Source organism: Streptomyces sp. JH002, assembly GCF_050916115.1.
Lineage (GTDB): Bacteria > Actinomycetota > Actinomycetes > Streptomycetales > Streptomycetaceae > Streptomyces > Streptomyces xiamenensis.
Genome location: NZ_CP087989.1, coordinates 561,111 through 584,164, shown reverse-complemented (window position 1 = coordinate 584,164; position 23,054 = coordinate 561,111). Strand labels below are relative to the sequence as shown.

The 23,054-nt window shown below is 73.4% G+C and carries 22 protein-coding genes; 7 read left to right on the top strand and 15 right to left on the bottom strand.

Annotation, left to right across the window (positions count from 1 at the left end; all coding sequences use genetic code 11):
* Positions 1–208 precede the first annotated feature (208 nt).
* A complete protein-coding gene (locus H7827_RS02335; protein WP_364241845.1) occupies positions 209–475 on the top strand; it encodes a hypothetical protein in 267 nt (88 codons plus the stop codon).
* Between the two features lie 13 nt (positions 476–488).
* Here the strand turns inward: H7827_RS02335 and H7827_RS02330 are convergent, their stop codons facing one another.
* Entirely contained in the window at positions 489–1,412 is a 924-nt protein-coding gene (locus H7827_RS02330; protein WP_432742244.1) for a DUF3626 domain-containing protein, read from the bottom strand.
* A 104-nt stretch (positions 1,413–1,516) separates the two neighbouring features.
* Positions 1,517–2,284 carry a DUF7134 domain-containing protein gene (locus H7827_RS02325; RefSeq protein WP_386540068.1) on the bottom strand — a complete coding sequence of 256 codons (768 nt, stop codon included), beginning with the start codon at positions 2,282–2,284 and terminating at the stop codon, positions 1,517–1,519.
* Positions 2,285–2,422: 138 nt separating this feature from the next.
* Here H7827_RS02325 and H7827_RS02320 point away from each other — a divergent pair, with 138 nt between their 5' ends.
* From H7827_RS02320 to H7827_RS02305, 4 genes are all read left to right on the top strand, one after another.
* Positions 2,423–3,634 (top strand): MBL fold metallo-hydrolase, encoded by a 1,212-nt coding sequence (locus H7827_RS02320; protein WP_386540069.1) that lies wholly within the window; start codon positions 2,423–2,425, stop codon positions 3,632–3,634.
* Positions 3,635–3,811: 177 nt separating this feature from the next.
* Positions 3,812–4,597, top strand: a complete 786-nt coding sequence (locus H7827_RS02315) for an SDR family NAD(P)-dependent oxidoreductase (protein WP_432742241.1) — start codon at positions 3,812–3,814, stop codon at positions 4,595–4,597.
* Positions 4,594–5,607, top strand: a complete 1,014-nt coding sequence (locus H7827_RS02310; RefSeq protein WP_432742239.1) for an aldo/keto reductase — start codon at positions 4,594–4,596, stop codon at positions 5,605–5,607. Before H7827_RS02315 ends, H7827_RS02310 begins: the two co-directional genes overlap by 4 nt.
* Positions 5,604–6,455, top strand: coding sequence for an amidohydrolase family protein (locus H7827_RS02305; protein WP_432742237.1), 852 nt, complete (start codon positions 5,604–5,606; stop codon positions 6,453–6,455). The genes H7827_RS02310 and H7827_RS02305 overlap by 4 nt, the downstream gene beginning before the upstream one ends.
* Positions 6,456–6,496: 41 nt before the next feature.
* On the opposite strand, the gene H7827_RS02300 is transcribed toward H7827_RS02305, so the two are convergent.
* The 11 genes from H7827_RS02300 to bioB all read right to left on the bottom strand — a co-directional run bounded on the left by H7827_RS02300 (position 6,497) and on the right by bioB (position 18,998).
* Positions 6,497–6,802, bottom strand: coding sequence for a DUF3140 domain-containing protein (locus H7827_RS02300; RefSeq protein ID WP_432742235.1), 306 nt, complete (start codon positions 6,800–6,802; stop codon positions 6,497–6,499).
* 86 nt (positions 6,803–6,888) lie between these two features.
* Positions 6,889–7,530, bottom strand: coding sequence for an endonuclease (locus tag H7827_RS02295; RefSeq protein ID WP_386540076.1), 642 nt, complete (start codon positions 7,528–7,530; stop codon positions 6,889–6,891).
* Positions 7,531–7,655: 125 nt separating this feature from the next.
* Entirely contained in the window at positions 7,656–9,971 is a 2,316-nt protein-coding gene (yicI, locus tag H7827_RS02290; RefSeq protein ID WP_432742233.1) for an alpha-xylosidase, read from the bottom strand.
* A gap of 57 nt (positions 9,972–10,028) precedes the next feature.
* Entirely contained in the window at positions 10,029–11,429 is a 1,401-nt protein-coding gene (locus tag H7827_RS02285) for a GH1 family beta-glucosidase (RefSeq protein ID WP_432742231.1), read from the bottom strand.
* A gap of 61 nt (positions 11,430–11,490) precedes the next feature.
* Positions 11,491–12,315, bottom strand: a complete 825-nt coding sequence (locus tag H7827_RS02280; protein WP_375878071.1) for a carbohydrate ABC transporter permease — start codon at positions 12,313–12,315, stop codon at positions 11,491–11,493.
* A 6-nt stretch (positions 12,316–12,321) separates the two neighbouring features.
* On the bottom strand, positions 12,322–13,284 hold the full coding sequence (locus H7827_RS02275; RefSeq protein WP_432742228.1) for a carbohydrate ABC transporter permease: 963 nt from the start codon (positions 13,282–13,284) through the stop codon (positions 12,322–12,324).
* A gap of 7 nt (positions 13,285–13,291) precedes the next feature.
* On the bottom strand, positions 13,292–14,527 hold the full coding sequence (locus tag H7827_RS02270) for a sugar ABC transporter substrate-binding protein (RefSeq protein ID WP_432742226.1): 1,236 nt from the start codon (positions 14,525–14,527) through the stop codon (positions 13,292–13,294).
* Positions 14,528–14,594: 67 nt separating this feature from the next.
* Complete coding sequence (locus tag H7827_RS02265) at positions 14,595–15,626, bottom strand: LacI family DNA-binding transcriptional regulator (protein ID WP_432742224.1); 1,032 nt, start codon at positions 15,624–15,626, stop codon at positions 14,595–14,597.
* Positions 15,627–15,844: 218 nt separating this feature from the next.
* The gene (bioD, locus tag H7827_RS02260; protein WP_432742222.1) at positions 15,845–16,522 is read right to left on the bottom strand and encodes a dethiobiotin synthase; all 678 of its coding nucleotides are present in this window, start codon (positions 16,520–16,522) and stop codon (positions 15,845–15,847) included.
* A gap of 33 nt (positions 16,523–16,555) precedes the next feature.
* The gene (locus H7827_RS02255) at positions 16,556–17,893 is read right to left on the bottom strand and encodes an adenosylmethionine--8-amino-7-oxononanoate transaminase (protein ID WP_432742220.1); all 1,338 of its coding nucleotides are present in this window, start codon (positions 17,891–17,893) and stop codon (positions 16,556–16,558) included.
* Complete coding sequence (gene bioB, locus H7827_RS02250; protein WP_432742218.1) at positions 17,886–18,998, bottom strand: biotin synthase BioB; 1,113 nt, start codon at positions 18,996–18,998, stop codon at positions 17,886–17,888. Before bioB ends, H7827_RS02255 begins: the two co-directional genes overlap by 8 nt.
* A 160-nt stretch (positions 18,999–19,158) precedes the next feature.
* Between bioB and H7827_RS02245 the strand changes: the two genes are divergently transcribed.
* Complete coding sequence (locus H7827_RS02245; protein ID WP_432747919.1) at positions 19,159–20,376, top strand: 8-amino-7-oxononanoate synthase; 1,218 nt, start codon at positions 19,159–19,161, stop codon at positions 20,374–20,376.
* A gap of 73 nt (positions 20,377–20,449) precedes the next feature.
* Here the strand turns inward: H7827_RS02245 and ligD are convergent, their stop codons facing one another.
* Positions 20,450–21,466: a non-homologous end-joining DNA ligase gene (ligD, locus tag H7827_RS02240; RefSeq protein WP_432742216.1), complete on the bottom strand. Its 1,017-nt coding sequence runs from the start codon at positions 21,464–21,466 to the stop codon at positions 20,450–20,452.
* Positions 21,467–21,542: 76 nt separating this feature from the next.
* Between ligD and H7827_RS02235 the strand changes: the two genes are divergently transcribed.
* Positions 21,543–22,616 carry an ATP-dependent DNA ligase gene (locus H7827_RS02235; RefSeq protein ID WP_432742214.1) on the top strand — a complete coding sequence of 358 codons (1,074 nt, stop codon included), beginning with the start codon at positions 21,543–21,545 and terminating at the stop codon, positions 22,614–22,616.
* On the opposite strand, the gene H7827_RS02230 is transcribed toward H7827_RS02235, so the two are convergent.
* Entirely contained in the window at positions 22,594–23,019 is a 426-nt protein-coding gene (locus tag H7827_RS02230; protein ID WP_200362804.1) for an HIT family protein, read from the bottom strand. The two genes, H7827_RS02235 and H7827_RS02230, sit on opposite strands and share 23 nt — an antisense overlap.
* Positions 23,020–23,054: the final 35 nt, after the last annotated feature.

Genomic DNA, 23,054 nt, shown 5'->3' with positions numbered 1-23,054 from the left:
GTGCTGGGGGCACCTCCCGGCCGAAGGCTGGGGGAGCGACGTGGGCCAGGCGGGATGTGTCAGACAGGGCCTGGGCGCCGCGCCGCTGAGCACGGCACCGCCGGGGGCGCGGAGCCGGGAACCGGTGGGCGCGGGGCGGCGGCAGGTGTGAGTCGCGCGTACCGGAGAAGGAGTACTACGAGTCCGCACCATGACCCCGGAGGCTGACATGGACCACGCACCCGCCCCAGCGATCACCGCCTTCCACGTCCGGACCCTGCTCGCCTCCCCGGCCGATGACCCGGTGCTGTACGTCGACACCGGGGAGGCGCCCAGGATCGAGGTCTGGGCGGCGGAGGACGTGAACCGCTCGACGGTGGTCATCACCCGGCAGCAGCTCATCGACTGGATCGGCGACCAGCCGGGCGACGGTGCCGTCCACGAGATCCTGCCGGATCTCCAGGACATGGCGGACAAGGCCGTCGGCCCCTCCTGACCGGCGCGGGCCCTCAGCCCGCCGGACCTGCCGCTCCGCCCGGACCGTCGAGGACCGCCCCCCGCGCCGGTGCCGGGCGCGCCGTCCGCCCGGCGGCGGTGCCCGGCGCCCCGAAACGCGCCAGGCAGTGCCACACCTTCTTGAGCGCCTGCGGGTCGTGGTCACCGGTCCGCGCCGCGTCCCCGACGGCGCGCGGATCGAGTACGCCGCCGACGGCGATCCGTGCGCCCAGGTCGACATACTCGGGACCGCGATAGCCGGAATGCCGCAGGAGTTCACGCACCTCCAGCCGGAACCCGGGGTGCCACTCCACGGGGCAGCCCAGGCGCAGGGCCGCCTCCTCGACGGCCGTACCCCGGTAGCACGGGTCCAGGACGAGTGCCTCCGCGTGGCACGCCGGTCGCACCGCCCCGTGGACCTGCGCCTCGATGTAGTCGTCGAGGTCGTCCCGGCGATCCGCGAGGGCCGGCCCGATGAGCCCCATCCGGGCTGCCGAGCCGAAGTGGGAGGGGGCCAGGAAACTGTCCGGATAGCAGAACGTGGTCCGCGCCGACGTCCCGGCCGCCAGCCGGAAGTGCGCGGAGCCGAACCGCGGCGCCGCCCCGACGGGCTTGCGGCGGAAGTTCAACGCCCCGTAGACGGGCCGCTCATGGGCGGGCGCGTCGTCGTACGCCCCGCCGAACATCCGGCTCTCCCAGTGCCACCGGTCGCCGCCGGGGTGTGCGGTCAGCCCGCCGTTGCTGGTTCCCGTGACGAACTGTGAGCGGTAGACGCCGTCCTCGGCCATGGCGTCCAGGATCGGCCGGCCGTCGCACAGCCGGTCCGGGTGGAAGTTGAGGGTCACCCGCAGCCCCGGATCCAGCGGAGGGCCCGAGGCCCGCCCGGCGACATGGGCCAGGGCCCGTTCCTGCGCGCTGCGGGGGGTCGCCGGGCTCATCCGCCCAGTGTTCCCCACACCGCTCGACCGCCGCACGCGGATTGTCCCCCGCCGCCTCGCATCCCATGCTCCCCGGGTACTCCCTGGAGGGCTTTCCGGCGGTGTCAGTCGCCCTGCCGCAGCAGCACCCGCGCCTGGCGCAGCTCGTGCTCCGAGGCGTGGCCCGCCTCCGATATCGCCTCCAGCGCCTGCCCGGCCTGGTCCGGCGATGTCGCCAGCACCCGCCCGGCGGCGTCCGCCTGCACCACCATGCCCGCCAGCCGGTGTCCGGTGATGTCGTACATCTCGCGGCAGATCTCCACCCGCGTGGTGACCAGCGCCGCCCGCCGGCAGGTGGCGTCCAGGCTGGCCTGGGAGGCGGCGCGTTCGGCGAGCTGCCGGCGGTAGCCGCGCCGGAACCGGGCCCGGTGGCCCAGCGCCCAGCTCAGCGTGAACGGCACCGACAGCCACAGCACCACCCCGAACGCCATCCGCAGCGGATCGGGCTGGCTCGCCGCGGTCACCACCCCCGCCAGCAGCGCGGTCGCCAGCCCGCCCAGCAGCGCCAGCCACGCCGCCCAGGGCGCGCCGTGGTTGGCGGCCGTCGCTATCGCCACGAACACCGCGAACATCGTGCTCAGCGGGCCGAAGCCCAGCACGATCTGCACCACGCACACCACCAGCGCCAGCAGCAGCACCTTCTCCGGACTGCGCCGGCGCACCGCCACCGCGGCCGACATGATCGCCCCGACCACCAGCGCCACCACCGCCGCCGAGTCCCGCAGCTCGGGATCCACCGCGATGTGCGACCCGCACAGGATCAGCAGCAGGAGGGCCCACCCGCCATCGGCGTTGATCGGAAGACGGCGCTTGCTGGCCCGGGTGCGATCCATGGACGTCACCCTACGGTCGCTCCCGACCGGGGGAGTCAGCCGGGCGATCGATTTTTCGGCCCCCGCCCGACCACACACGGCAACGGACTCGACACCCCGTTCGGTTACAGTGACCGGAGGTATGGCGAGGAGGTCATCGTGTCCGCAACATCCTCAGGCCGGCGCTCCACCCCCGGAGCGCGGCCCGCCGGTGTCGTCAGCAGGGTGCGGCCCGAGTCCTTCGGCGCCGACCCGACCGGCGAACGGCTGGCCAGGATCCGGCGCTCACCCCAGTTCCGCGACGGCGCGTTCCGCAACGAGAAGCCCGTCGGCGCCACCCCGAACTCCCCGCTGCGGATGGCCAGGGACTTCACCCGCCGGGCCGACCGGGTACGCCGTCGTCCCACTGCCGCGCCCCCGCTGGCCCGTCCCGCCTTCGCTCCCGCACCCGGCGAGGCGGGTCCCGTCGCCGCGTCGGGGCTGCGCCTGACCTGGCTCGGCCACGCCACCGTGCTCGCCGAGATCGACGGGCACCGGGTGCTGTTCGACCCGGTGTGGGGCGAGCGCTGCTCACCCGTCGGCTTCGCCGGGCCCCGGCGGCTGCACCCGGTGCCGCTGCCGCTGGCCGAACTCGGGCCGCTGGACGCCGTGGTCATCTCCCACGACCACTACGACCATCTGGACATGCCCACCGTCAAGGCGCTGATCGACACCGGCGCCCCCTTCGCCGTACCGCTGGGGGTCGGCGCCCACCTGGAACACTGGGGCGTGCCCGCCGAGCGGATCACCGAACTGGACTGGTGGGAGTCCACCACGGCCGGCGAGCTGACCCTGACCGCCACCCCGGGGCAGCACTTCTGCGGGCGCGGGATGCGCAACACCGGGCTGACCCTGTGGGCTTCGTGGGCGGTCACCGGGCCGAGGCACCGGATCTTCCACAGCGGTGACACCGGCTACTTCCCCGGCTTCGCCCGGATCGGTGCCGAACTCGGCCCGTTCGACGCCACGATGATGCAGATCGGCGCCTACAGCGCGGAGTACTGGCCGGACATCCACATGACCCCGGAGGAAGGGGTACGGGCGCACCTGGATCTGAGCGGCCCGGCGGGCGAGGCGGGCGTGCTGCTGCCCATCCACTGGGGGACGTTCAACCTGGCGCTGCATCCGTGGGACGAGCCCGCCGAGCGGACCCTCGCCGAGTGCGAACGGCAGGGTGTGCGCGCGGTGGTGCCCCGGCCCGGCGCCTCCTTCGAACCGGCCGCCCCGCCCGCCCCCGACCTGTGGTGGCGTGCCATCGCCCGGCAACCCGCCCCCGTACGGCGGCCGGGCGGCGTCCCGGCGCCCAAGCCGACGGGAGCGGTGGGCGACTGACGCGGGGTGGGGGCGGCCGATGTCTTGTGCCGCCCCCGGGCGGCTCCTAGGGTTTCCACGCGGTGAGCGGCCCCGCCGTCCGCACCGCCGAACCCGCCGATCCGGAAGGCAGCCGATGCCCCTCGTCACGGCCCCGCGCCCCCAGCCCCGTACCGGCAGCGACCGTCGGGCGGACCGATGAGCGCCCCCGGTGAACTCGCCGGGCTGCGCGCCCTGGTCACCGGCGGCGGCTCCGGCATCGGCCTGGCCACCGCCCGACTGCTCGCCGCCCGGGGCGCCGACGTCGCCGTACTGGACCTCGACCCGGCCCCGGCCACCGCACCGCTGCGCGGCTATCGCGCGGACGTGGCCGACGACATCTCCGTGCGCGCGGCCGTCTCCGCCGCCGGCACCGCGCTCGGCGGCCTCGACATCCTCGTGAACAACGCCGGCATCGGCGCGGCCGGCACCGTCGAGGACAACGACGACGAGGAGTGGCACCGGGTCTGGGACATCAACGTGCTGGGCATCGTGCGCACCACCCGCGCCGCCCTGCCGCTGCTGCGCGCCTCCGAGCGGGCCGCCGTCGTCAACACCTGCTCCATCGCCGCCACCGCCGGACTGCCGCAGCGTGCCCTGTACTCGGCCACCAAGGGCGCCGTCCTCTCGCTCACCCAGGCGATGGCGGCCGACCACATCGCCGAGGGCATCCGCGTCAACTGTGTCAACCCCGGTACGGCCGACACCCCCTGGGTCGGCCGGCTGCTCGCGGCGGCCGAGGACCCCGAGGCCGAACGCGCCGCGCTGACCGCACGTCAGCCCATGGGGCGGCTGGTGAGCGCCGAGGAGGTGGCCGCCGCCATCGCCTACCTGGCCTCGCCCGCCGCCGGATCCGTCACCGGCACCGCGCTCGCCGTCGACGGGGGCATGGCCGGGCTGCGACTGCGCCCGCGCGGTGGGGACGCGCCGGACCGGTCCTCATGACGCTCCGCCGCCGACGGCTGCGGGGCGGCCTCACCTTCAGCGAACTCTCCCTCGGCGGCGCCCCGCTGGCCGGCCTGGGCTCCCCGGTGTCCGGGGAACAGGCCCGGCAGACCGTGGACACCGCCTGGGAACTGGGCATCCGCGGCTTCGACACGGCACCGCACTACGGGATCGGCCTGTCCGAGCGCCGGCTCGGCGCGGCGCTGGCCCACCGGCCCCGCGCCGAACTGACGCTCTCCACCAAGGTCGGCCGGCTCCTGGTGCCTCACGAGGGGAAGGCCGCGGCGGGCGACGACGGCGCGCACGGGTTCCCCGGTGTCCCGGCCACCCACCGCAGGCAGTGGGACTTCACCGCCGACGGCGTACGGCGCTCCCTGGAGGCCAGCCTGGAACGTCTCGGCCTGGACCGCGCCGACCTGGTCCTGCTGCACGACCCGGACGACCACGAGCACCAGGCGCTCACCGAGGCCTACCCCGCGCTGGAACGGCTGCGCGCCGAGGGCACGGTCGGCGCCATCGGTGTCGGCATGAACCAGTCGGCGATGCCGGCCCGCTTCGTACGGGACACCGACATCGACGTGGTGCTGCTGGCGGGCCGCTACACCCTCCTCGACCAGGACGGGCTGAGCGAACTGCTGCCGGCCGCCGCGGCCCGCGGCGTGGGCGTCGTCATCGGCGGGGTCTTCAACAGCGGGCTGCTCGCCGACCCCCGCCCCGGAGCCTCCTACGACTACCGCCCGGCCCCCGCACCGCTGCTGCGCCGTGCCCTGCGGATCAAGGACATCGCGGCCGGGCACGGCGTACCGCTGCGCGCCGCCGCCCTGCGCTTCCCGCTGGGGCACCCGGCCGTGGTGAGTGTGCTGGTCGGCGCGCGGTCGGCCGCCGAGGTGCGGGACGCGGTGGCGATGTCCGGGCATCCGGTCCCGGACGGACTGTGGGAGGAACTGCGCGCCGAGAGGCTGCTGTCCCCGCACGCTCCGGTTCCGGCCGGGGGAGAGGAGCGGCGGTGAACGTCATCGACGCGCATCACCATGTGTGGGACCTCGCCGTCCGCGATCAGGAATGGCTCGCCGAACCGGAACTCGCCCCGATCCGCCGCGACTTCTCCCTGGCCGACCTGGCGCCGCAGGCCCGTGCGGCCGGTGTGGTGGGCACCGTGCTGGTGCAGACCGTCACGGTCCCCGAGGAAACCCCCGAACTGCTGGCCCTGGCCGCCAGGCAGGTGGACGGCGCCCCGGTGGCCGGTGTGGTCGGCTGGAGCGACCTGTGCGACCCGGCCATCGCCGAGAACCTCGCGGCGTTACGCGAACTGCCGGGCGGCGCACGGCTGTCGGGCATCCGCCACCAGGTGCAGGGCGAGCCGGACCCGCACTGGCTGCTGCGCCCGGACGTCCTGCGCGGTCTGGCGGCCGTGGCGGCGGCCGGGCTCGCGTACGACCTGGTGATCCTGCCGCACCAGCTGCCCGCCGCCACCCGCGCCGCCGCACTGCTGCCCCAGCTGAGCTTCGTGCTGGACCACCTGGCCAAACCGCCCATCGCCGCAGGGGAGAGGGAGCCCTGGGCGGCGCGGCTGCGGGAGTTCGCCGCGCTGCCCAACACCACCGCCAAGCTCTCCGGTCTGGTCACCGAGGCGGACTGGCGGCGCTGGAGCCCGGCGGACCTGCGCCCGTACACGGACATCGCGCTGGAGTGCTTCGGTCCCGGCCGGCTGATGTTCGGCTCCGACTGGCCGGTGTGCACGCTGGCGGCGGGGTACGGACGGGTCCTCGGGACGGCCGCCGAACTGACCGGCGCACTGAGCGAGCCGGAACGCGCGGCGGTCTTCGCCGGTACCGCCTGCCGCGTCTACGGCCTGTGACGGCCGCCGGGCGGCGCGGCGGGTGCGCCCCCGCCGGCCGGTCAGCGCAGCGGGTCGTGCCCCAGCGACATCAGCCGGTAGCGTCGCTCGCCCATCCCGGCACCCGCGCCCCCGGTCGCGGTGGCCGACCGCACGGTGGCCAGCACCTCGCGCATCAGCCGCACGTCCTCCGCCGTCAGATCGATCCGGCGCTTGCGCAAAATGGCCAGGACCCCGCGCCCGTGGGTCCGCCCCGGATCACCGCCGGCCGTGCGCAGCCAGGCCGAGAGCTCGTGCGAGGTCATGTTCACCACGCCACGGAACTCCGCCCACAGCGTGTCCAGCTCGCCCGCATCGATCCCGCTCATCCGTCCTCCCACGCGCCGTGGCATGCATGCCCCGCTGTGGGTCCCCGGATGGATGAGCGTGAAAACCCACCGCACGGCGCGCACAGTCAGTTGCGCGCCAGGGAACGTACATCCTCGGCCAGGCCCTTGTTGAGCGCGACCCGCACCAGCCCCGCCGTCAGCCGCGGCAGCTCCCGCTGCCCCACCAGCCGGTTCAGCGCGCGCGGCGAACGCGGCAGCCCCACCCGCTGCGCCCCGTCCAGCGCCTTGCCGTCGATGTAGGGCGCGAACCGGGGCCACACGCCCTGTACCTCCCGCAGGAAGATGGTCGCCCCCAGCGGGCCGATGCCGGGAAACTCCTGGAGCCGTTCGCCGACATCCCCGGGCGCCTCGCGCAGCCGCCGCAGATCCCCGCCGTACCGCTCCAGCAGCAACCGGGCTCCGTCCCCCAGCTGGGTGGCGGTCCGCTCGTCGTAGCGGCGGTAGTGCCCCACCCCCAGCGCGTCGACCCGCTGCTGCCAGGTCGCGTCCGCCATGGCGCGCGGGGTGCGCATCCCGGCGTCGAACAGCGCCCGGGCTGCGGCCACCGCCACATCGGCCCTGATCCGCGCGGACAGCAGATGCGACAGCACCAGCACCTGGTACAGCGGCGCCGGTGTGTCCTTCAGCCGGATGCCGGCCTGTTCCGCGTACGTCTGGCCGCACTCCTCCACCACGGCCCGCGCCAGCGCCTCGGTCTTCGCACTCACCGGATCCCTCCTCGGGTCAGCCCTCCCACGACGGACGATCCGCCCCCGGGTGCCCGCTCGCGGCCCGCCCACACACCACGGAGCCCCGCGGCCTGCAGGCAGGTCGTGGGGCTCCGTGGACCGCGTCAGCCGGCCGTGCGCACCGTCAGCGAGGAGCTGCCCGCGCCGGCGGCGACCGGGGCGGCGTAGCCGTCGGGGCCCGCCAGCTGCACCTGCCAGGGACCGAGCGCCGCGCCCCGGGCAGCCTCGGCCGTGACCGTCACCGCGTCGCCGTCCCGCCGGGTGCGGAAGGTGACCGCCGTGGAGCCGTCGGGCGCCGGCAGCGCCGTCACCGTCTCCACACCGTCCGCCGGGGCGTGCACCCGCAGCGTCACCCCGTCCGCCCAGTCGTACTCCACCCCTTCGGCGGCGCGCTCCGCGTCACCGAGCGGGATCACCGAGCCGGGCCGGGCCAGCAGCGGCAGGGAGTCGAAGCCGAAGTGGTCCCGCCGCCAGCCCGGACCCTGGATCTGCTCCCCGCTCAGCAGATGCGTCCAGGTCCCGGCCGGTACGTAGTACTCGACCTCGCCGCCGGCCGACAGCACCGGCGCCACCAGCAGATCCCCGCCGAGCATGTACTGCCGGTCAAGGGTGTGGGTGGCCGGATCGTGCGGGAACTCCAGCACCATCGCCCGCATCACCGGCGTACCGTGCTGCCTGGCCCGCACCCCCGCCTCGAACAGGTACGGCATCAGCCGGTGCTTGAGCCGGGTGAAGTCCCGGGTGACCGTCACCGCCTCCTCGTCGTAGTCCCACGGGACCCGGTAGGAGTTGGAGCCGTGCAGCCGGCTGTGCGAGGACAGCAGTCCGAACTGCACCCAGCGCTTGAAGACCTCGGGCGTCGGGGTGCCCTCGAAGCCGCCGATGTCGTGGCTCCAGAACCCGAAGCCGGACAGCCCCAGCGACAGACCGCCGCGCAGCGACTCCGCCATCGCCGTGAACGTCGACTCGCAGTCGCCGCCCCAGTGCACCGGGAACTGCTGCCCGCCCGCCGTCGCCGAGCGCGCGAACAGCACCGCCTCCCCCTCCCCGCGCGCCTCGGTCAGCACCTCGAAGACCGCCTCGTTGTACAGCTGCGTGTAGTAGTTGTGCATCCGCTGCGGGTCGGAACCGTCGTGCCACACCACATCGGTGGGGATGCGCTCCCCGAAGTCCGTCTTGAAGCAGTCCACGCCCTGCCCCAGCAGTGTGCGCAGCTTGTCCTGGTACCAGGTGCGCGCCGCGGGGCTGGTGAAGTCCACCAGGCCCATGCCGGCCTGCCACAGGTCCCACTGCCACACGTCGCCGTTCGCCTTGCGCACCAGATGGCCCAGCGCCTTGGCCTCGGCGAACAGCGGCGACTTCTGCCCGATGTACGGGTTGATCCACACGCAGATCCGCAGCCCGCGGTCGTCCTTGAGCCGGCGCAGCATCCCCTCCGGGTCCGGGAAGACGTCCGGGTCCCAGGTGAAGTCGCACCACTGGTACTCCTTCATCCAGAAGCAGTCGAAGTGGAAGACGCTCAGCGGGATCTCGCGCTCGGCCATGCCGGACACGAAGCGGTTGACGGTCGCCTCGTCGTAGTCGGTGGTGAACGACGTCGACAGCCATAGGCCGAACGACCAGGCCGGCGGCAGCGCCGGACGGCCCGTCAGCGCCGTGAAGCGGTCCAGGATCTCCTTGGGCGTGGGCCCGTGGATCACCAGGTACTCGATGGACTGGTCCGCCACGCTGAACTGGACCTGGCCCACCGACTCCGAGGCGATCTCGTAGGACACCTTGCCCGGGTGCCGCACGAAGACGCCGTAGCCGCGGTTGGTGAGATAGAACGGGATGTTCTTGTACGCCTGCTCGCTGGCGGTGCCGCCGTCGGCCTGCCAGATGTCCACGGTCTGGCCGTTCTTGGTGAACGGCGTGAACCGCTCGCCCAGCCCGTACACCAGCTCGCCGATGCCCAGCGACAGCTGCCCCAGCGCGTGGTGCTGGCCGTCGTCGGTGACCGCGAAGCCGGTCCCGCGCTTCTCGGCGGAGGTCAGCACCTTGCCGTCCGCCACGAAGTCCAGGCGCCAGGGCCCCTCGGTGTCCACCCGCAACGCGAGGGAACCGCTGGACAGTTCGAGGACCGAGCCGTCCCGGTTGACCTTCCCCGGCGCGTCCGCCGGGTCGGGAAGCAGCGCGAACTCGGGGCCGCGCTCGACCGCCCCGGCGTGATGGGTGGAGCGCACCGAGATCACCCCCTCGGCGGGCGAGGAGCACTCCACCGTCACCAGCGCGCTGTTGAGCGTGTGGCCGCGGCGCTCCACGTGCCGCACCGGGGCGTAGAGGGTGAACCTGCCGTCCGCGACCACGGCATCCCCGACCTCCGTGGCGTAGGACAGCTTCACGCCCTCTCGCGTCAGCCAGTAGCCATCGGTGAACTTCACTGCTTCTCCTGCTCCTCGGGATGCGAATGCTGCTCGTACGGTGCTGCCGTGCGACGGTTACGGCGTGCTGGTGGCACGGTGTGCGGCGATCAGCCCCCGGTACCAGCGGTAGCTGTCCTTGGGCAGGCGCTCCAGGGTGGCGTAGTCCACCCGGACGATGCCGAATCGCTGGTCGTAGCCGTAGGCCCACTCGAAGTTGTCGAGCAGGGACCAGACGTAGTAGCCGCGGACGTCCACGCCCGCGGACACGGCGTCGGCCACGGCCGCCAGATGCCCCGCCAGGTAGGACACCCGGTCGGCGTCGTGCACCTGGCCGTCGGGGGAGACCACATCGGCCTCGGCCGAGCCGTTCTCGGTGATGATCAGCGGCGGCAGCCCAGGATAGCGCCGTTGCAGGTCCACCAGCAGATCGGTGAAGGTGTGCGGGACCACCGGCCAGCCCATGGTGGTGTGCCGGACGTCGTCGCGCCAGGTCTCGGCGACCCGGATGTCGGCGGCGGTACGGGTGGCCGGGTCCGGGTCCTGGTGGGGCGCGTCGGTCACCGTGATCGGCCGGTAGTAGTTGATGCCGGTGAAGTCCAGCGGAGCGCCGATGGTGATCAGGTCGCCCTCGCGCCGGTACTCCTCGGCACCGTCGGCCAGTTCGCCCCAGGTCTCCGCCTCGTGCAGCGGGTAGCGGCCGGCGAACAGCGGGTCGAACCACACCTCGTTGTGCAGCGTCTCGGCACGGCGCACCGCCCCGGCGTCCGCCTCCGACTCCGAGGCCGGCAGCAGCCGGTCCGGGTTGAGGGTGATGCCGACCTCGGTGGCGCCCGCCGCGCGCAGCGCCCGGACGGCCAGGCCGTGCCCCACCAGCAGATGGTGGGCCGCCGCCAGCGCGCCGCGCCCCTCACGGGCGCCGGGCGCGTGCCGGCCGATCGCGTACCCCACGAACGCGCTGCAGAACGGCTCGTTGAGGGTGATCCAGCGCGGCACCCGGTCCCCGAGCCGCTCGGCCACCAGCGCCGTGTAGTCGGCGAACCGCTCCGCCGTCTCGCGCACCCGCCAGCCGCCCCGGTCCTCCAGGGCCTGCGGCAGATCCCAGTGGTAGAGCGTGGCGGCGGGGGAGATGCCGGCGGCCAGCAGCTCGTCCACCAGCCGGTCGTAGAAGTCCAGGCCCTCGCTGTTGGCCTTGCCGCTGCCGGTGGGCTGGATCCGGGGCCAGGCGACGGAGAAGCGGTAGCTGTCCACCCCCAGCTCCTTCAGCAGCGCCACGTCCTCCTTGTAGCGGTGGTAGTGGTCGCAGGCCACGTCCCCGGTGTCACCGCCTGCCACCTTGCCCGGCGTGCGGGCGTAGGTGTCCCAGATGGACGGGCCGCGGCCGCCCACGTCGTGGGCGCCCTCGATCTGGTAGCTGGCGGTGGCCGCACCGAAGAAGAACCCGGGCGGGAACGCGGGGAATTCAGGGGTGGCAGTCATGATTCAGGCATCCCTTGGACGAAGTGGGCGGACGGGGAGGGAACGGGGTGGGGGAGGGGGCTTACTTGATCGACCCGCCGGAGATCCCGGCGGCGATGTACTTCTGCGCCACCACCAGCAGGATCGCGGCCGGAATCGCCGAGAGCACGGAGGTGGCCATCACCGCGCCCCAGTCACTGACATGGGCGCCGATGAACTGATAGATGCCCAGCGTCACCGGCTTCACGTCGTCGGTGGTGTTCAGCGTCAGCGCGAAGATGAAATCGGCCCAGGCGAAGAGGAAGGCGAACAGCCCGGCGGTGATCAGCGCGTTGCGGCTCATCGGCAGCACGATGCGCACGAACGCCGTGAACCGGTTCGCGCCGTCCACCATCGCCGCCTCGATCACCTCGGACGGGATCGACACCATGAACGCGCGCAGCAGCACGATCGCGAACGGCAGCCCCAGCGAGGCGTCCGCCAGGATCAGCCCCGCGTACGAGTTGACCAGGCCCAGCTCGGCGTACGCGCTGTACAGGGCGTTCGCCACCACGATGCCCGGCACCATCTGGGTGATCAGCGTGCCGAACACGATGCCGCGGCTGCCGCGCAGCCCGAACTGCGCCAGGCCGTACGCCGCCGGAGCGGCCAGCGCCAGACACACCACCACCGCGCCCAGCGACACCACCAGGGAGGTCAGCAGCGAACCGCCCTGCGTCTCGAAGGCCGCCCGGAAGTTCTCCAGGCTCGGCGAGGTCGGCACCAGATCGGTGGAGGCGATGCTGGAGTGCGGCTGCAGCGCCGTGGAGATCATCCAGTAGACCGGGAAGAGCATCACGGCCAGGATCAGCAGCGCCAGGACCGTGGAGAGGCGGCTTCTCCGGGTGGACTTCGTCATCGTCGTCATCGTCGATCACTTCCCCCGGCCGGCGTTGGCCCGGTTGACCCGCAGATACAGCACCGCGAACACGGCGCTGATCAGAATGAGGACGTTGCCCACCACGGCGCCCTGACCGAAGTCGAGCTGAAGGAAGGACAACTGGTACGTCATCGTGCCCAGCGTCTGGGTGGAATCGGCCGGACCGCCTCCGGTCAGGGCCAGGATCAGATCCAGCACCTTGACCGTCGACATGAACCCCAGCACCAGGACCACCGTCACCACCGGGCGCAGCATCGGCAGGGTGACGCTGCGGAAGGTCCGCCACGGACCGGCGCCGTCCAGCGCCGCCGCCTCGTGCACCTCGCGCGGGATCTCCTGCAGACCCCCGTACAGGATCACCATGTTGAACGGGATGCCGATCCAGATGTTGACCAGCACCGCCGACAGCAGGGCCACGCTCGGGCTGGACAGCCACGGCACGCCGCCGCCGGACAGCCCCAGCGTCTCCAGGAAGCTGTTGAGGACCCCGTGGTCCTCGTCCATGATCCGCCGCCACACCACGGCGGAGACCACCATCGGCACCAGCCACGGCAGCAGCAGCACCGCGCGCACCGCCCCCGACAGTGGGAAGCGCCGGGTGAAGAACACCGCCAGGGCGAGGCCGATCGTGAACTGCCCGACCAGCGAACCGACGGTGAACAGCACGGTCTGCCACAGCGCGTCGCCGAACAGCTCGTTGGAGAAGACCGCGCGCCAGTTGTCGAGGCCGTTGAAGGGGGCCTCACCGGTGAAGTACGTGGTGGGCGTGTACTCCTGAAAGCTCATCAGGATGTTGCGCACCAGCGGGAAGCCGAAGAAGGCCAGCAGATAGAGCACCGCCGGGGCCACGAACAGCCACTGGTACACCCGGCGGCGCCGGGTGGAGGAGCGGTGCCCGGCGGGGGCGGGGCCCGGCGCGGGCTCCGGCGTACGCTCGGGGGTCACGGTCGTCGTCATCGCGTCCTCACTCCCCGGCCTGCTGCGCGGCGCGCTCAAGGGCCTGTGCGGGCGAGGAACGCCCGGTCAGCACCGACTGGAACGCGCCGGCGAGCGCGTCGCCCACCATCGGCCAGCGGGTGCCGACCTCGGCGGTGCGCGAACGGGCGGTGGCCACCAGATCGGCGAACGGCGCCAGCTCCGGATTCTGCTCCCGGTACGCCTGGGCGGCATCCGCCCGGGTGGGCACATTGTTCACGCGCTCGCCCCAGCCCAGCTGGTTCTGCTCGGAGTTGAGGCAGTTGAGGATCGCCCCGGCGTTGCGCTCGCGATCGGTGTCACTGTTCTTGGGCACCGTCATCACCGTGCCGCCGATCGGCGGCACCGGGTCCTGCCCGGCCTGCGGCACCGGGATGGAGGCCACCGCCCACTCCACCGAGTCCTGCGCGCTGAGCACCGGCACCTGCCAGGGCCCGTTCACCATCATCGCGGTGCGGCCCGAGACGAACTGGTCGTTCACGTCCTGCTGGTTCCAGTTGACGACGGAACGGGAGGCCGACCCGTCGTCCACCAGGTCCTTCCACAACTGGAGCGCCTCCTGGCCCCCGGTGCCCCCGGCCAGGTGCGCCTCGTCACCGCCGGCCGACCAGAAGAACGGCAGGAACTGGTAGACGCCGTCCGCGTTGGGGCTGGCGCTGAACGCCATGCCGTAGGTGTTGCCCTGGGTGAGCGCGGCGGCGGTCGTCCGCAGCTCCTCCCAGGTGGTGGGCGGTTCGAGCCCGGCGTCCGCGAGCATCGTGGTGTTGTAGATCAGTGCGAGGGAGTTCACCGACCTGGCCACCCCGTACTGCGTTCCGTCGTAGGAGCCCAGGGAGACGGCGCTGTCCGAGAAGCCCTCGGCGTCGAAACCGGTCTCCGCCAGCGGGCGCAGACCGTCCGTCTCGGCGAACTGGGCCAGCTCCGAGCCGTCGAGTTCGAGGATGTCGGGCAGGGAGTCGGAGGAGGCCATGCGCAGCGCCTTGGTGGCGACCTGGTCGGCCGGCACGCTGATCTGCTTGACCTTCAGCCCCAGCGGCTCGGCGCAGGTGTCGAAGAAGGCCTGGTTGGCCGTGTGTTCCTTGGCGTCGGTGGCGGAGTTGAGCACCGTGACCGTACCGGGGTCGGGCTGCGCGGCACAGGCCGTGAGCCCGCCGGCCACGGTCGCGCCCGCCAGGGTGAGGGCGAGCGCGGAGACGGGTATCCGCCGTCTGCGGCATGTGGTCATGTGGTCATTTCCATTCGCGGCGTTGAGAAGGAAAGAGGGCGGGCCGGCCGGTGGGCCGGCAGCGCGGTCAGGGGGGCGGGATCGTCGCCCCCTCGGCCATCACCGGGGTGATGAGCTGGTGCGCGCCGTCCGGGGCCGGCACGGCGCCCGCGCCACGGGCGGCGATCGCCGCCACGGCCAGTTCGGCGACAGCGGCCGACATCCGCCCGACCGGCAGTTCGATCCGGGGAAAGCCGGCCAGCGCCGGTTCGTCCGGCAGTGTGCCGACCAGCACGACGCTCAGCGCGCCCGGCCCGTCCAGGCCGAGTGCGGCCAGCTCCCGCAGCAGTTCGGGCAGCAGGATCAGATGCTGCACCACCAGGGCGGTGGGCCGCTGCGCCGGATCGGCCAGCAGCACCTCGCGCAGCCGCTTGGCCAGCACGTCGGGGTCACCGCTGGAGGGCACGATCCGTACGTCGGCCCCGGTCTGCGCGGCGGCGGCGCGGGCGCCGTCCAGGCCGTGCATGGCGTAACCGCGGCGGGCCTCGATCTCGTGGTCGGCGGAGGACAGGAACACGATCCGCCGGTGCCCGGCGGCGGCCGTCTCCCGTACCGCCATGGCCACGGCCGCCTCCCAGTCGAGGTCCACCCACGGGACGTCGGTCTCGTCCTGCTCACTGCCGTGACCGAGCAGGGCGGTGGGGAAGTTCAGCGCGCGCAGCGCGGCGACGCGCGGGTCCTGCACCTGGACGGCCATCAGCACGGCCGCGTCGGCCAGCCCGCTGCGGGCGATCCGGCTGAGCCCGCCGACCCCGTCCTGGTCGGTCATCATCAGGACGTCGTAGCCGTGGCCACGGGCGGCGTCGCTGAACTCGATGGCGAAACGGCCGTCCATCGCCCGGTACTTGCCCGTTTCGCGGGGGACCGCCAGCACGATTACGTCGCTACGCGCGCTGCGCAGCGCGCGGGCGCTGGCGCGCGGGTGGTACCCGAGGTCACGGATGGCGGCGCGTACCGCGTTCTGCGTCTCCTCGGAGATCTTGCGCGACCCGCTCAGCACGTAGGAGACGGTGCTGGGGGCCACCCCCGCCCGCTCCGCGACATCCTTGATCGTTGCCATCCCGCTCCTCACGGAGTCCGCCCTCGCCTTGAGTTCGAATCGATTCGTCGAATCGATTCGACCAGTGGCGAGATGCTAAGCGGCGTGACCCCGCGCAGACAAGAGTTTCCGGAAAGATCTTCGGATGTTCTGTGTTCTATCACAGTGCGTATCCGCCCGGAGCCGGGCGGCGAGCGGGGTCGATCCGCCGTCACGGCAAGGAAGGTGGGCGACGACGCTCACGCGTCGCCGAGCCATCGTGGTGCCGCCCGTCGGAACTTCTGGGGTGGGAGGGAAGCGGCGTCCGAGGGGATGCGGGCCAGCAGCGGTGCGCCGCCGCACACCTCGGGGAGGTCGGTGAGGTTGCAGCGGGAGGCCAGGTCCGGGGCGGCGGGCCAAGCGCCGATGATCAGGCCGTGGCAGGCCAGGCCCCGGGTACGGAGCGCCTCCGTGGTCAGCGCGGCGTCGTTGAGCGTGCCCAGACCCGCCGTGGTGACCACCACCACCGGCGCCGCCAGCAGTGCCGCCGCGTCGGCCAGGGTGGCGCCCATGTCGTCGAAGCGCACCAGCAGTCCGCCCGCGCCTTCCACCAGGACCAGATCATGGCCGGCCGCCAGGTCCAGCGCGGCCTTGGCGACCTCCGCCGTCCGCACCGGCGGCAGCCCCGCCAGCCGGGCCGCCGTGGCGGGTGCCAGCGGGGCCGGATAACGGGCCAGTTCACAGGTCGTCACCGGGCCCGCGAGCCGCGCCACTTCGGCCGCGTCCCCCGGCTCCCCGTCCGCCACGCCGGTCTGGGCCGGCTTGAGCACGGCCACCCGCTCGCCGCGCGCCAGCGCCCGGGCGGCCAGCGCCGCCGTCACCACCGTTTTGCCCACACCGGTTCCCGTTCCGGTGACGACCAGTACCTTCCCCGACACCCCGCACGCTCCGTTCCGCATCGTCGTGGACCCCTATCCGGCCCGGGCCGCGGCCACCGCCGCCGCGCAGATCCGTTCCAGGTCCGCGTCGCCGGTGATGTAGGGCGGCATGGTGTAGACGAGGTCCCGGAACGGCCGCAGCCACACTCCGGCCCGCACCGCGGCGGCCGTCGCCGCCGCGAGGTCGACCTCGTGATCCAGCTGGATCACCCCGATCGCCCCCAGCACCCGTACTTCCCGCACCCCGGGCACCCCGGCCGCGGCCGCGAGACCCGCGCGCAGCCCGGCCTCGATCCGGCCGACCTCGCCCCGCCAGTCCTGGTCGAGCAGCAGTCCGATCGACGCGTCAGCGACCGCGCAGGCCAGCGGGTTCCCCATGAACGTCGGACCGTGCGCGAGCACCGGCACCGTCCCGCGCGAGATGCCCGCGGCCACCCGCCCCGTGCACAAGGTCGCCGCCAGCGTCAGGTAGCCGCCGGTCAGCGCCTTGCCCACACACATCACATCGGGTGCCACCCCGGCGTGATCCGCCGCGAACAGCTCCCCCGTGCGGCCGAATCCGGTGGCGATCTCGTCGAAGACCAGCAGCACGCCGTACGTGTCGCAGGCTTCCCGCAGCACCCGCAGATACGCGGGGGAGTGGAACCGCATCCCGCCCGCCCCCTGCACCACCGGCTCGACCACCACCGCCGCCAGTTCACCGGCGTGCCGGGCGATCAGCGCCCGCAGCTCGCGCACGTACTCCTCGCACGGCCCGGCCGTGAACCCGGCCGGCGGCGGGGGCGCGAACACCTGTCCCGGCAGCGCCCCCGACCACAGCTCGTGCATGCCGCCCTCGGGGTCGCACACGGACATGGCGTGCCAGGTGTCCCCGTGGTAGCCGCCCCGCCAGGTCAGCAGCCGCCGCTTCTCCGGCCGCCCCAGCGAACGCCAGTACTGCAGGCACATCTTCAGCGCGACCTCGACCGACACGGACCCCGAGTCGGCGAGGAACACATGCTCCAGCGGGGCGGGAGAGATCTCCACCAGCCGCGCCGCGAGCCGGACGGCGGGCCCGTGCGTCAGCCCGCCGAACATCACATGGCTCATCCGCCCCAACTGCTCCTGGGCGGCGGCGTCCAGGACCGGGTGGCGGTAGCCATGGACGGCCGACCACCACGAGGACATTCCGTCGATCAGCTCCCGGTGCCCGCCCGCCGGCACCGGGCCGGCCAGCCGCAGCCGTACCCCCTGCGCCGATTCCACCAGCAGGGGCTCGGCGCGGCCGGGCATCGGGCCGTAGGGATGCCACACATGGCGGCGGTCCAGCGCGAGCAGCCGCGCCGTCTCTTCCCCCTGCTCGGACCGCGCCGTGCCGCCGGTCTCAGGCATTGGGCGGCAGTTCGGTACCCGCGCCCCTGCGGCGTACCGCGATCGGCGTCTCCGCACTCTCGCGGCCGGTGTTCGCCCCGGCCGTGCCGTCCGCAGCCGTGCCGTCCCCGGCCGGGCGCTCCGCCACGGCCCCCTCCACCTCGAAGCCCGCGTCGGCGATCATCTCCAGATCGGCCCGGCCCGACTGCCCCTCGCTGGTGAGGTAGTCGCCCAGGAAGATCGAGTTCGCGATGTGCAGTGCCAGTGGCTGAAGCGTCCGCAGATGCACCTCCCGCCCGCCCGCGACCCGAACCTCTGTGTCCTGGCAGACGAACCGGACCATCGCCAGGATGCGCAGCGCCCGTTGCGGCGTCAGATCCCACCGCCCCGCGAGCGGCGTGCCCCCGAACGGGATGAGGAAGTTCACCGGCACCGAGTCCACGTCCAGCTCGCGCAGCGCGAACGCCACGTCCACCAGGTCCTCGTCGCTCTCGCCCATGCCCGCGATCAGACCGGAACACGGCGACAGGCCGCCCTCCCGCGCCTGCCGCACCGTGTCGGCCCGGTCGGCGTAGTCGTGCGTCGTGCAGATGTCCTCGTAGGTGGCCTCGGAGGTGTTGAGATTGTGGTTATACGCGTCGGCCCCCGCCGTGCGCAGCCGCGCCGCCTGCCCCGGTGCGAGCAGCCCGAGGCAGGCGCACACCTCAACCCCGGCGCCGTGCTCGTCCCGGATCGCCGCGATGGTCTCGGAGACCCGCTCCACGTCCCGGTCGGTGGGGCCGCGCCCGCTGGCGACCAGGCACACCCGGCGCGCGCCGCCCGCGACCCCGGCGTTCGCCGCGGCGAGGGCCTCATCCGGTTTCAGCCAGGTGTACTTGAGGATCCCGGCCTGCGAGCCCAGCCGCTGGGAGCAGTAGGAGCAGTCCTCGGGGCACAGCCCGGACTTCAGGTTCACCAGGTAGTTGAGCTTCACCCGCCGCCCGAACCACGCGCGGCGCACCTTCCCCGCGGCGGCCACCACGTCGAGCAGTTCGTCGTCGGAGGTCGCCAGTACGGCCAACGCCTCGGCGCGGGTGGGTGGTTCCAGGCGCAGGCCCTTGTCCACCAGGGTGCTCAGCAGATCCATGAACCGATCCTCGGGCACGGGTGGGGGCGAGGCAAAGGCGGAAAGGTACACAGCGGCCGAGCCGACTGTGTCCGGTCACCACACCCCTGCGGAGCGTCATCGCCGGATAGCGTCGATGGGTTGGCGGACGCGAGTGGGTACGAGTGCGAGTGCGGGGGTGGTGGCGGTGACCGGAGGGACCGGGGGCCCGTTCGACTGGATCGGCGCGGAGCGCGAACGGCTGCGGCGGGCAGGGCTGGTGCGGGAACTGCGGCCGCGCGCGGCGTCGGAGGCCGGCGGCGCGGACGGGCCGCTGGACCTCGCGGGCAACGACTACCTCGGCCTGGCCCGGCACCCCGAGGTCGTCGCGGCGGCCATCGCGGCGGCGACCCGCTGGGGCGCGGGCGCCACCGGTTCCCGGCTGGTCAGCGGCAGCACCGCGCTGCACGCCGAACTGGAGGAGGAGCTCGCCGCGTTCACCGGTTTCGAACGCGCCCTGGTGTTCTCCAGCGGGTACGCGGCCAATCTGGCGGCGCTCACCGCGCTGGGCGGCCGGGAGGCGCTGATCGTCTCCGACGCGGCCAACCACGCCTCGCTGATCGACGGTTGCCGGCTTTCCCGGTCACGGATCGCGGTGGCCGCGCACGCCGACCCTCCGGCAGTGGCCAAGGCCCTGGCGGACCGGGACCCGGCGCTGCGCTGGGCGCTGGCGGTCAGCGACACAGTCTTCTCGGTCGACGGTAACGCCGCCCCGCTGTCCGGGCTGGCGGACGCCGCCCGCGCGCACGGCGCCGCCCTGGTGCTGGATGACGCGCACGGCTTCGGTGTGCTGGGGGACGGCGGCCGGGGAGCGGCTGCCCCGGCGGGCCTGGCGGGAGCGCCGGACGTGGTGGTGACGGTCACCCTCTCCAAGGCGCTGGGTTCGCAGGGCGGCGCCGTGCTGGGGCCGGCCGCGGTGATCGACCACCTGCTCAACACGGCCCGTACCTTCATCTTCGACACGGGCCTGGCCCCGGCCGCCGCCGGTGCCGCGCTGGGCGCGCTGCGGCTGCTGCGCCGCGAGCCGTGGCGCCCGGCCGGTGCCCGGGACGCGGCCCGCGCCCTGCACCGGCGGCTGACGGCGGCCGGCCTGAGCGCCGCCCGCCCCGACGCGGCGGTGGTGTCGGTACGGGCCCCCTCGCCCGACGCGGCGGTGCGCTGGGCGGCGGACTGCCGCCGTGCCGCTGTGGCGGTGGCCTGCTTCCGGCCGCCCTCGGTCCCCGACGGCGTCTCGCGGCTGCGGCTCTCCGCCCGCGCGGACCTGTCGGCCGCCCAGCTGGCCGAGGCCGTACGGACCATCGTCGCCACCGCGCCCGCCCCGTACGACGGCCCGCCCGGACCACCCGGCCCCGGCGCCTGACCGGACCGATCCAGCCGGATCGCCGCGCACGCCCAGGGCGGCAGCGTCCCCACCCCCCGCCCCGCGCCTCAGGTCACGGCGCCCCGTCCTTGCGGGCCCGGCTGGGCTGCACCCGCTTGGGCTCGCCCTTCACCTTGGGATGCTCCGGCGGATACGGCAGATCGCCCAGACCGTGGTCCCGCTCGTCACGTGCCGCCATCTCCAGCACCGTCTCCAGCCGGCACGGCCGCCGCTCCATGTCGGCGTGCACATCACCGACCTCGGCGAAGCGCGCGGGCATCGTCGCCAGGTCGAAGTCCCGGGGCCGGGCGTCCGGCACCTCCTCCCAGCGCAGCGGCGCCGAGACCGGGGCGTGCGGGCGCGGACGCACCGAGTAGGCGCTGGCGATGGTCCGGTCCCGCGCCATCTGGTTGTAGTCCACGAAGATGCGTTCCCCCCGTTCCTCCTTCCACCAGGCCGTGGTGACCCGCTGCGGATCCCGCCGCTCCAGCTCCCGGCCGATGGCGATCGCCGCCCGCCGCACCTGCGGAAACGTCCACTCGGGCGCGATCGGTACGAACACGTGCATCCCCCGCCCGCCCGAGGTCTTCGGCCACCCCACCAGACCCCATTCCTCCAGCAGCTCCCGCAGCTGGAGCGCGGTGCGGACCGCGTCCGCGTAGTCGGTGCCCGGCTGCGGATCGAGGTCGATCCGCAGCTCGTCCGGATGCTCGGTGTCCCCGCGCCGCACCGGCCAGGGATGGAAGGTCAGCGCCCCCAGATTCGCCGCCCACACCACCGCCGCCTGCTCGCCGGGGGCGATCTCGTCCGCGTGCCGCCCGCTGGGGAAGGAGATCCGCCCGGTCGGGATCCACTCGGGCAGGTTCTTCGGCGCCCGTTTCTGGTAGAAGGACTCGCCCTCCACCCCGTCCGGGTACCGTTCCAGCGTCGTGGGCCGGTCCCGCAGCGCCCGCAGTGCCCCTTCCCCCACGGCGACGTAGTACCGGGCGACGTCCAGCTTGGTGAATCCGCGCTCGGGGAAGTACACCTTGTCCGGGTTGGACAACCGCACCGTCCGGTCACCGACCGTGAGCTCCATGGCCTTGCCCATGCCGCCACGCTAAGCCCGCCCGCCGCCGTGCGCCCGCCGACGGGCGCCGCGCCGCCGCCGGACGCACAATCCGACCATGGACCTTCCGGTGATGCCCCCCGTCAGCCCCATGCTCGCCAAGCCCGCCGCGAAGATCCCCGCCGGCATGCACTACGAGGCCAAGTGGGACGGCTTCCGCGCCATCGTCTTCCGCGACGGCGCCGAGCTGGAGATCGGCTCCCGTACCGGCAAGCCGCTCACCCGCTACTTCCCCGAACTCGAAGAGGGACTGCGCGCCGCCCTGCCCGAGCGCTGCGTGGTCGACGGCGAGATCGTCATCGCCCGTGGCGGCCGGCTCGACTTCGACGCCCTGCTGGAACGCATCCACCCGGCCGACTCCCGGGTCCGGACGCTGGCCGAACGCACCCCCGCCTCCTTCGTGGCCTTCGACCTCCTCGCCCTCGGCTCCGACTCCCTCCTGGACACCCCGCTCGCCGAACGCCGCACCGCGCTCACCGACGCGCTGCGCCACACCCACCGGCCCGTCTTCATCGCTCCCGCCACCCGCGACATCGACCTGGCCCGGCAGTGGTACGAACGCTACGAGGGCGCCGGCCTGGACGGCGTCGTCGCCAAGCCCCTGGACCTCACCTACCGGCCGGGCGAACGCGTCATGGTGAAGGTCAAGCACGAGCGCACCGCCGACTGCGTCGTCGCCGGGGTGCGCCGCCACAAGAGCGGCGAGGGCGTCGGCTCCCTGCTGCTCGGCCTGTACGACACCACCGGCCGCCTCCAGCACGTCGGGGTGTGCGCCTCGTTCACCGCCCGGCGCCGCGCCGAGCTGATGACCGAGCTGACCCCGCTGCTGATGGACTCCGCCGAGGGCCATCCGTGGGCCGACTGGGCGGACGGCGCGGCCCACGAGCACGCCCGGATGCCCGGTGCCCCCAGCCGCTGGACCGGCACCAAGGACCTCAGCTGGCTGCCGCTGCGGCCCGAGCGGGTGTGCGAGGTGCGGTACGACCACATGCAGGGGGACCGGTTCCGGCACACCGCGCACTTCCTGCGCTGGCGGCCCGACCGTGACCCGGCCGGCTGCGGGTACGCCCAGCTGGAGGAGCCGGTGGGCTACGCGCTCGACGACATCCTCACCCCGCACCATCCGCACTGACCACCTCCCGCACCCGCCGCGCCACCTCGGCGGCGCGCGCCGCGTCCGGGTAGCGCCCGCGCGGCCAGAAGAACCCCCGCAACCCGTCCTTGCGGCGCCGCGGCACCACATGGGTGTGAAAGTGCGGCACCGACTGGCTCACCCGGTTGTTCGCCGCCACGAAGGAGCCCTCGGCGCCCATCGCCGTCTGCACCGCGCCCGCCAGCCGTCGCACCACCGCGTAGTACGGGCCCAGCAGCTGCGGCGGCAGATCCGTCAGCGTCGGCAGATGCTCGCGCGGCACCACCAGCACATGGCCCTCGAACAGCGGCCTGGCGTCCAGGAACGCGACCACCGCCCGGTCCTCGTACACGAGATGGGCGGCGGCCTCGCCCCGCACGATGCGGCAGAACACGCACTCCATCCCCCCAGTGAAACCCCTGCGGGAAGCCCCGGCAC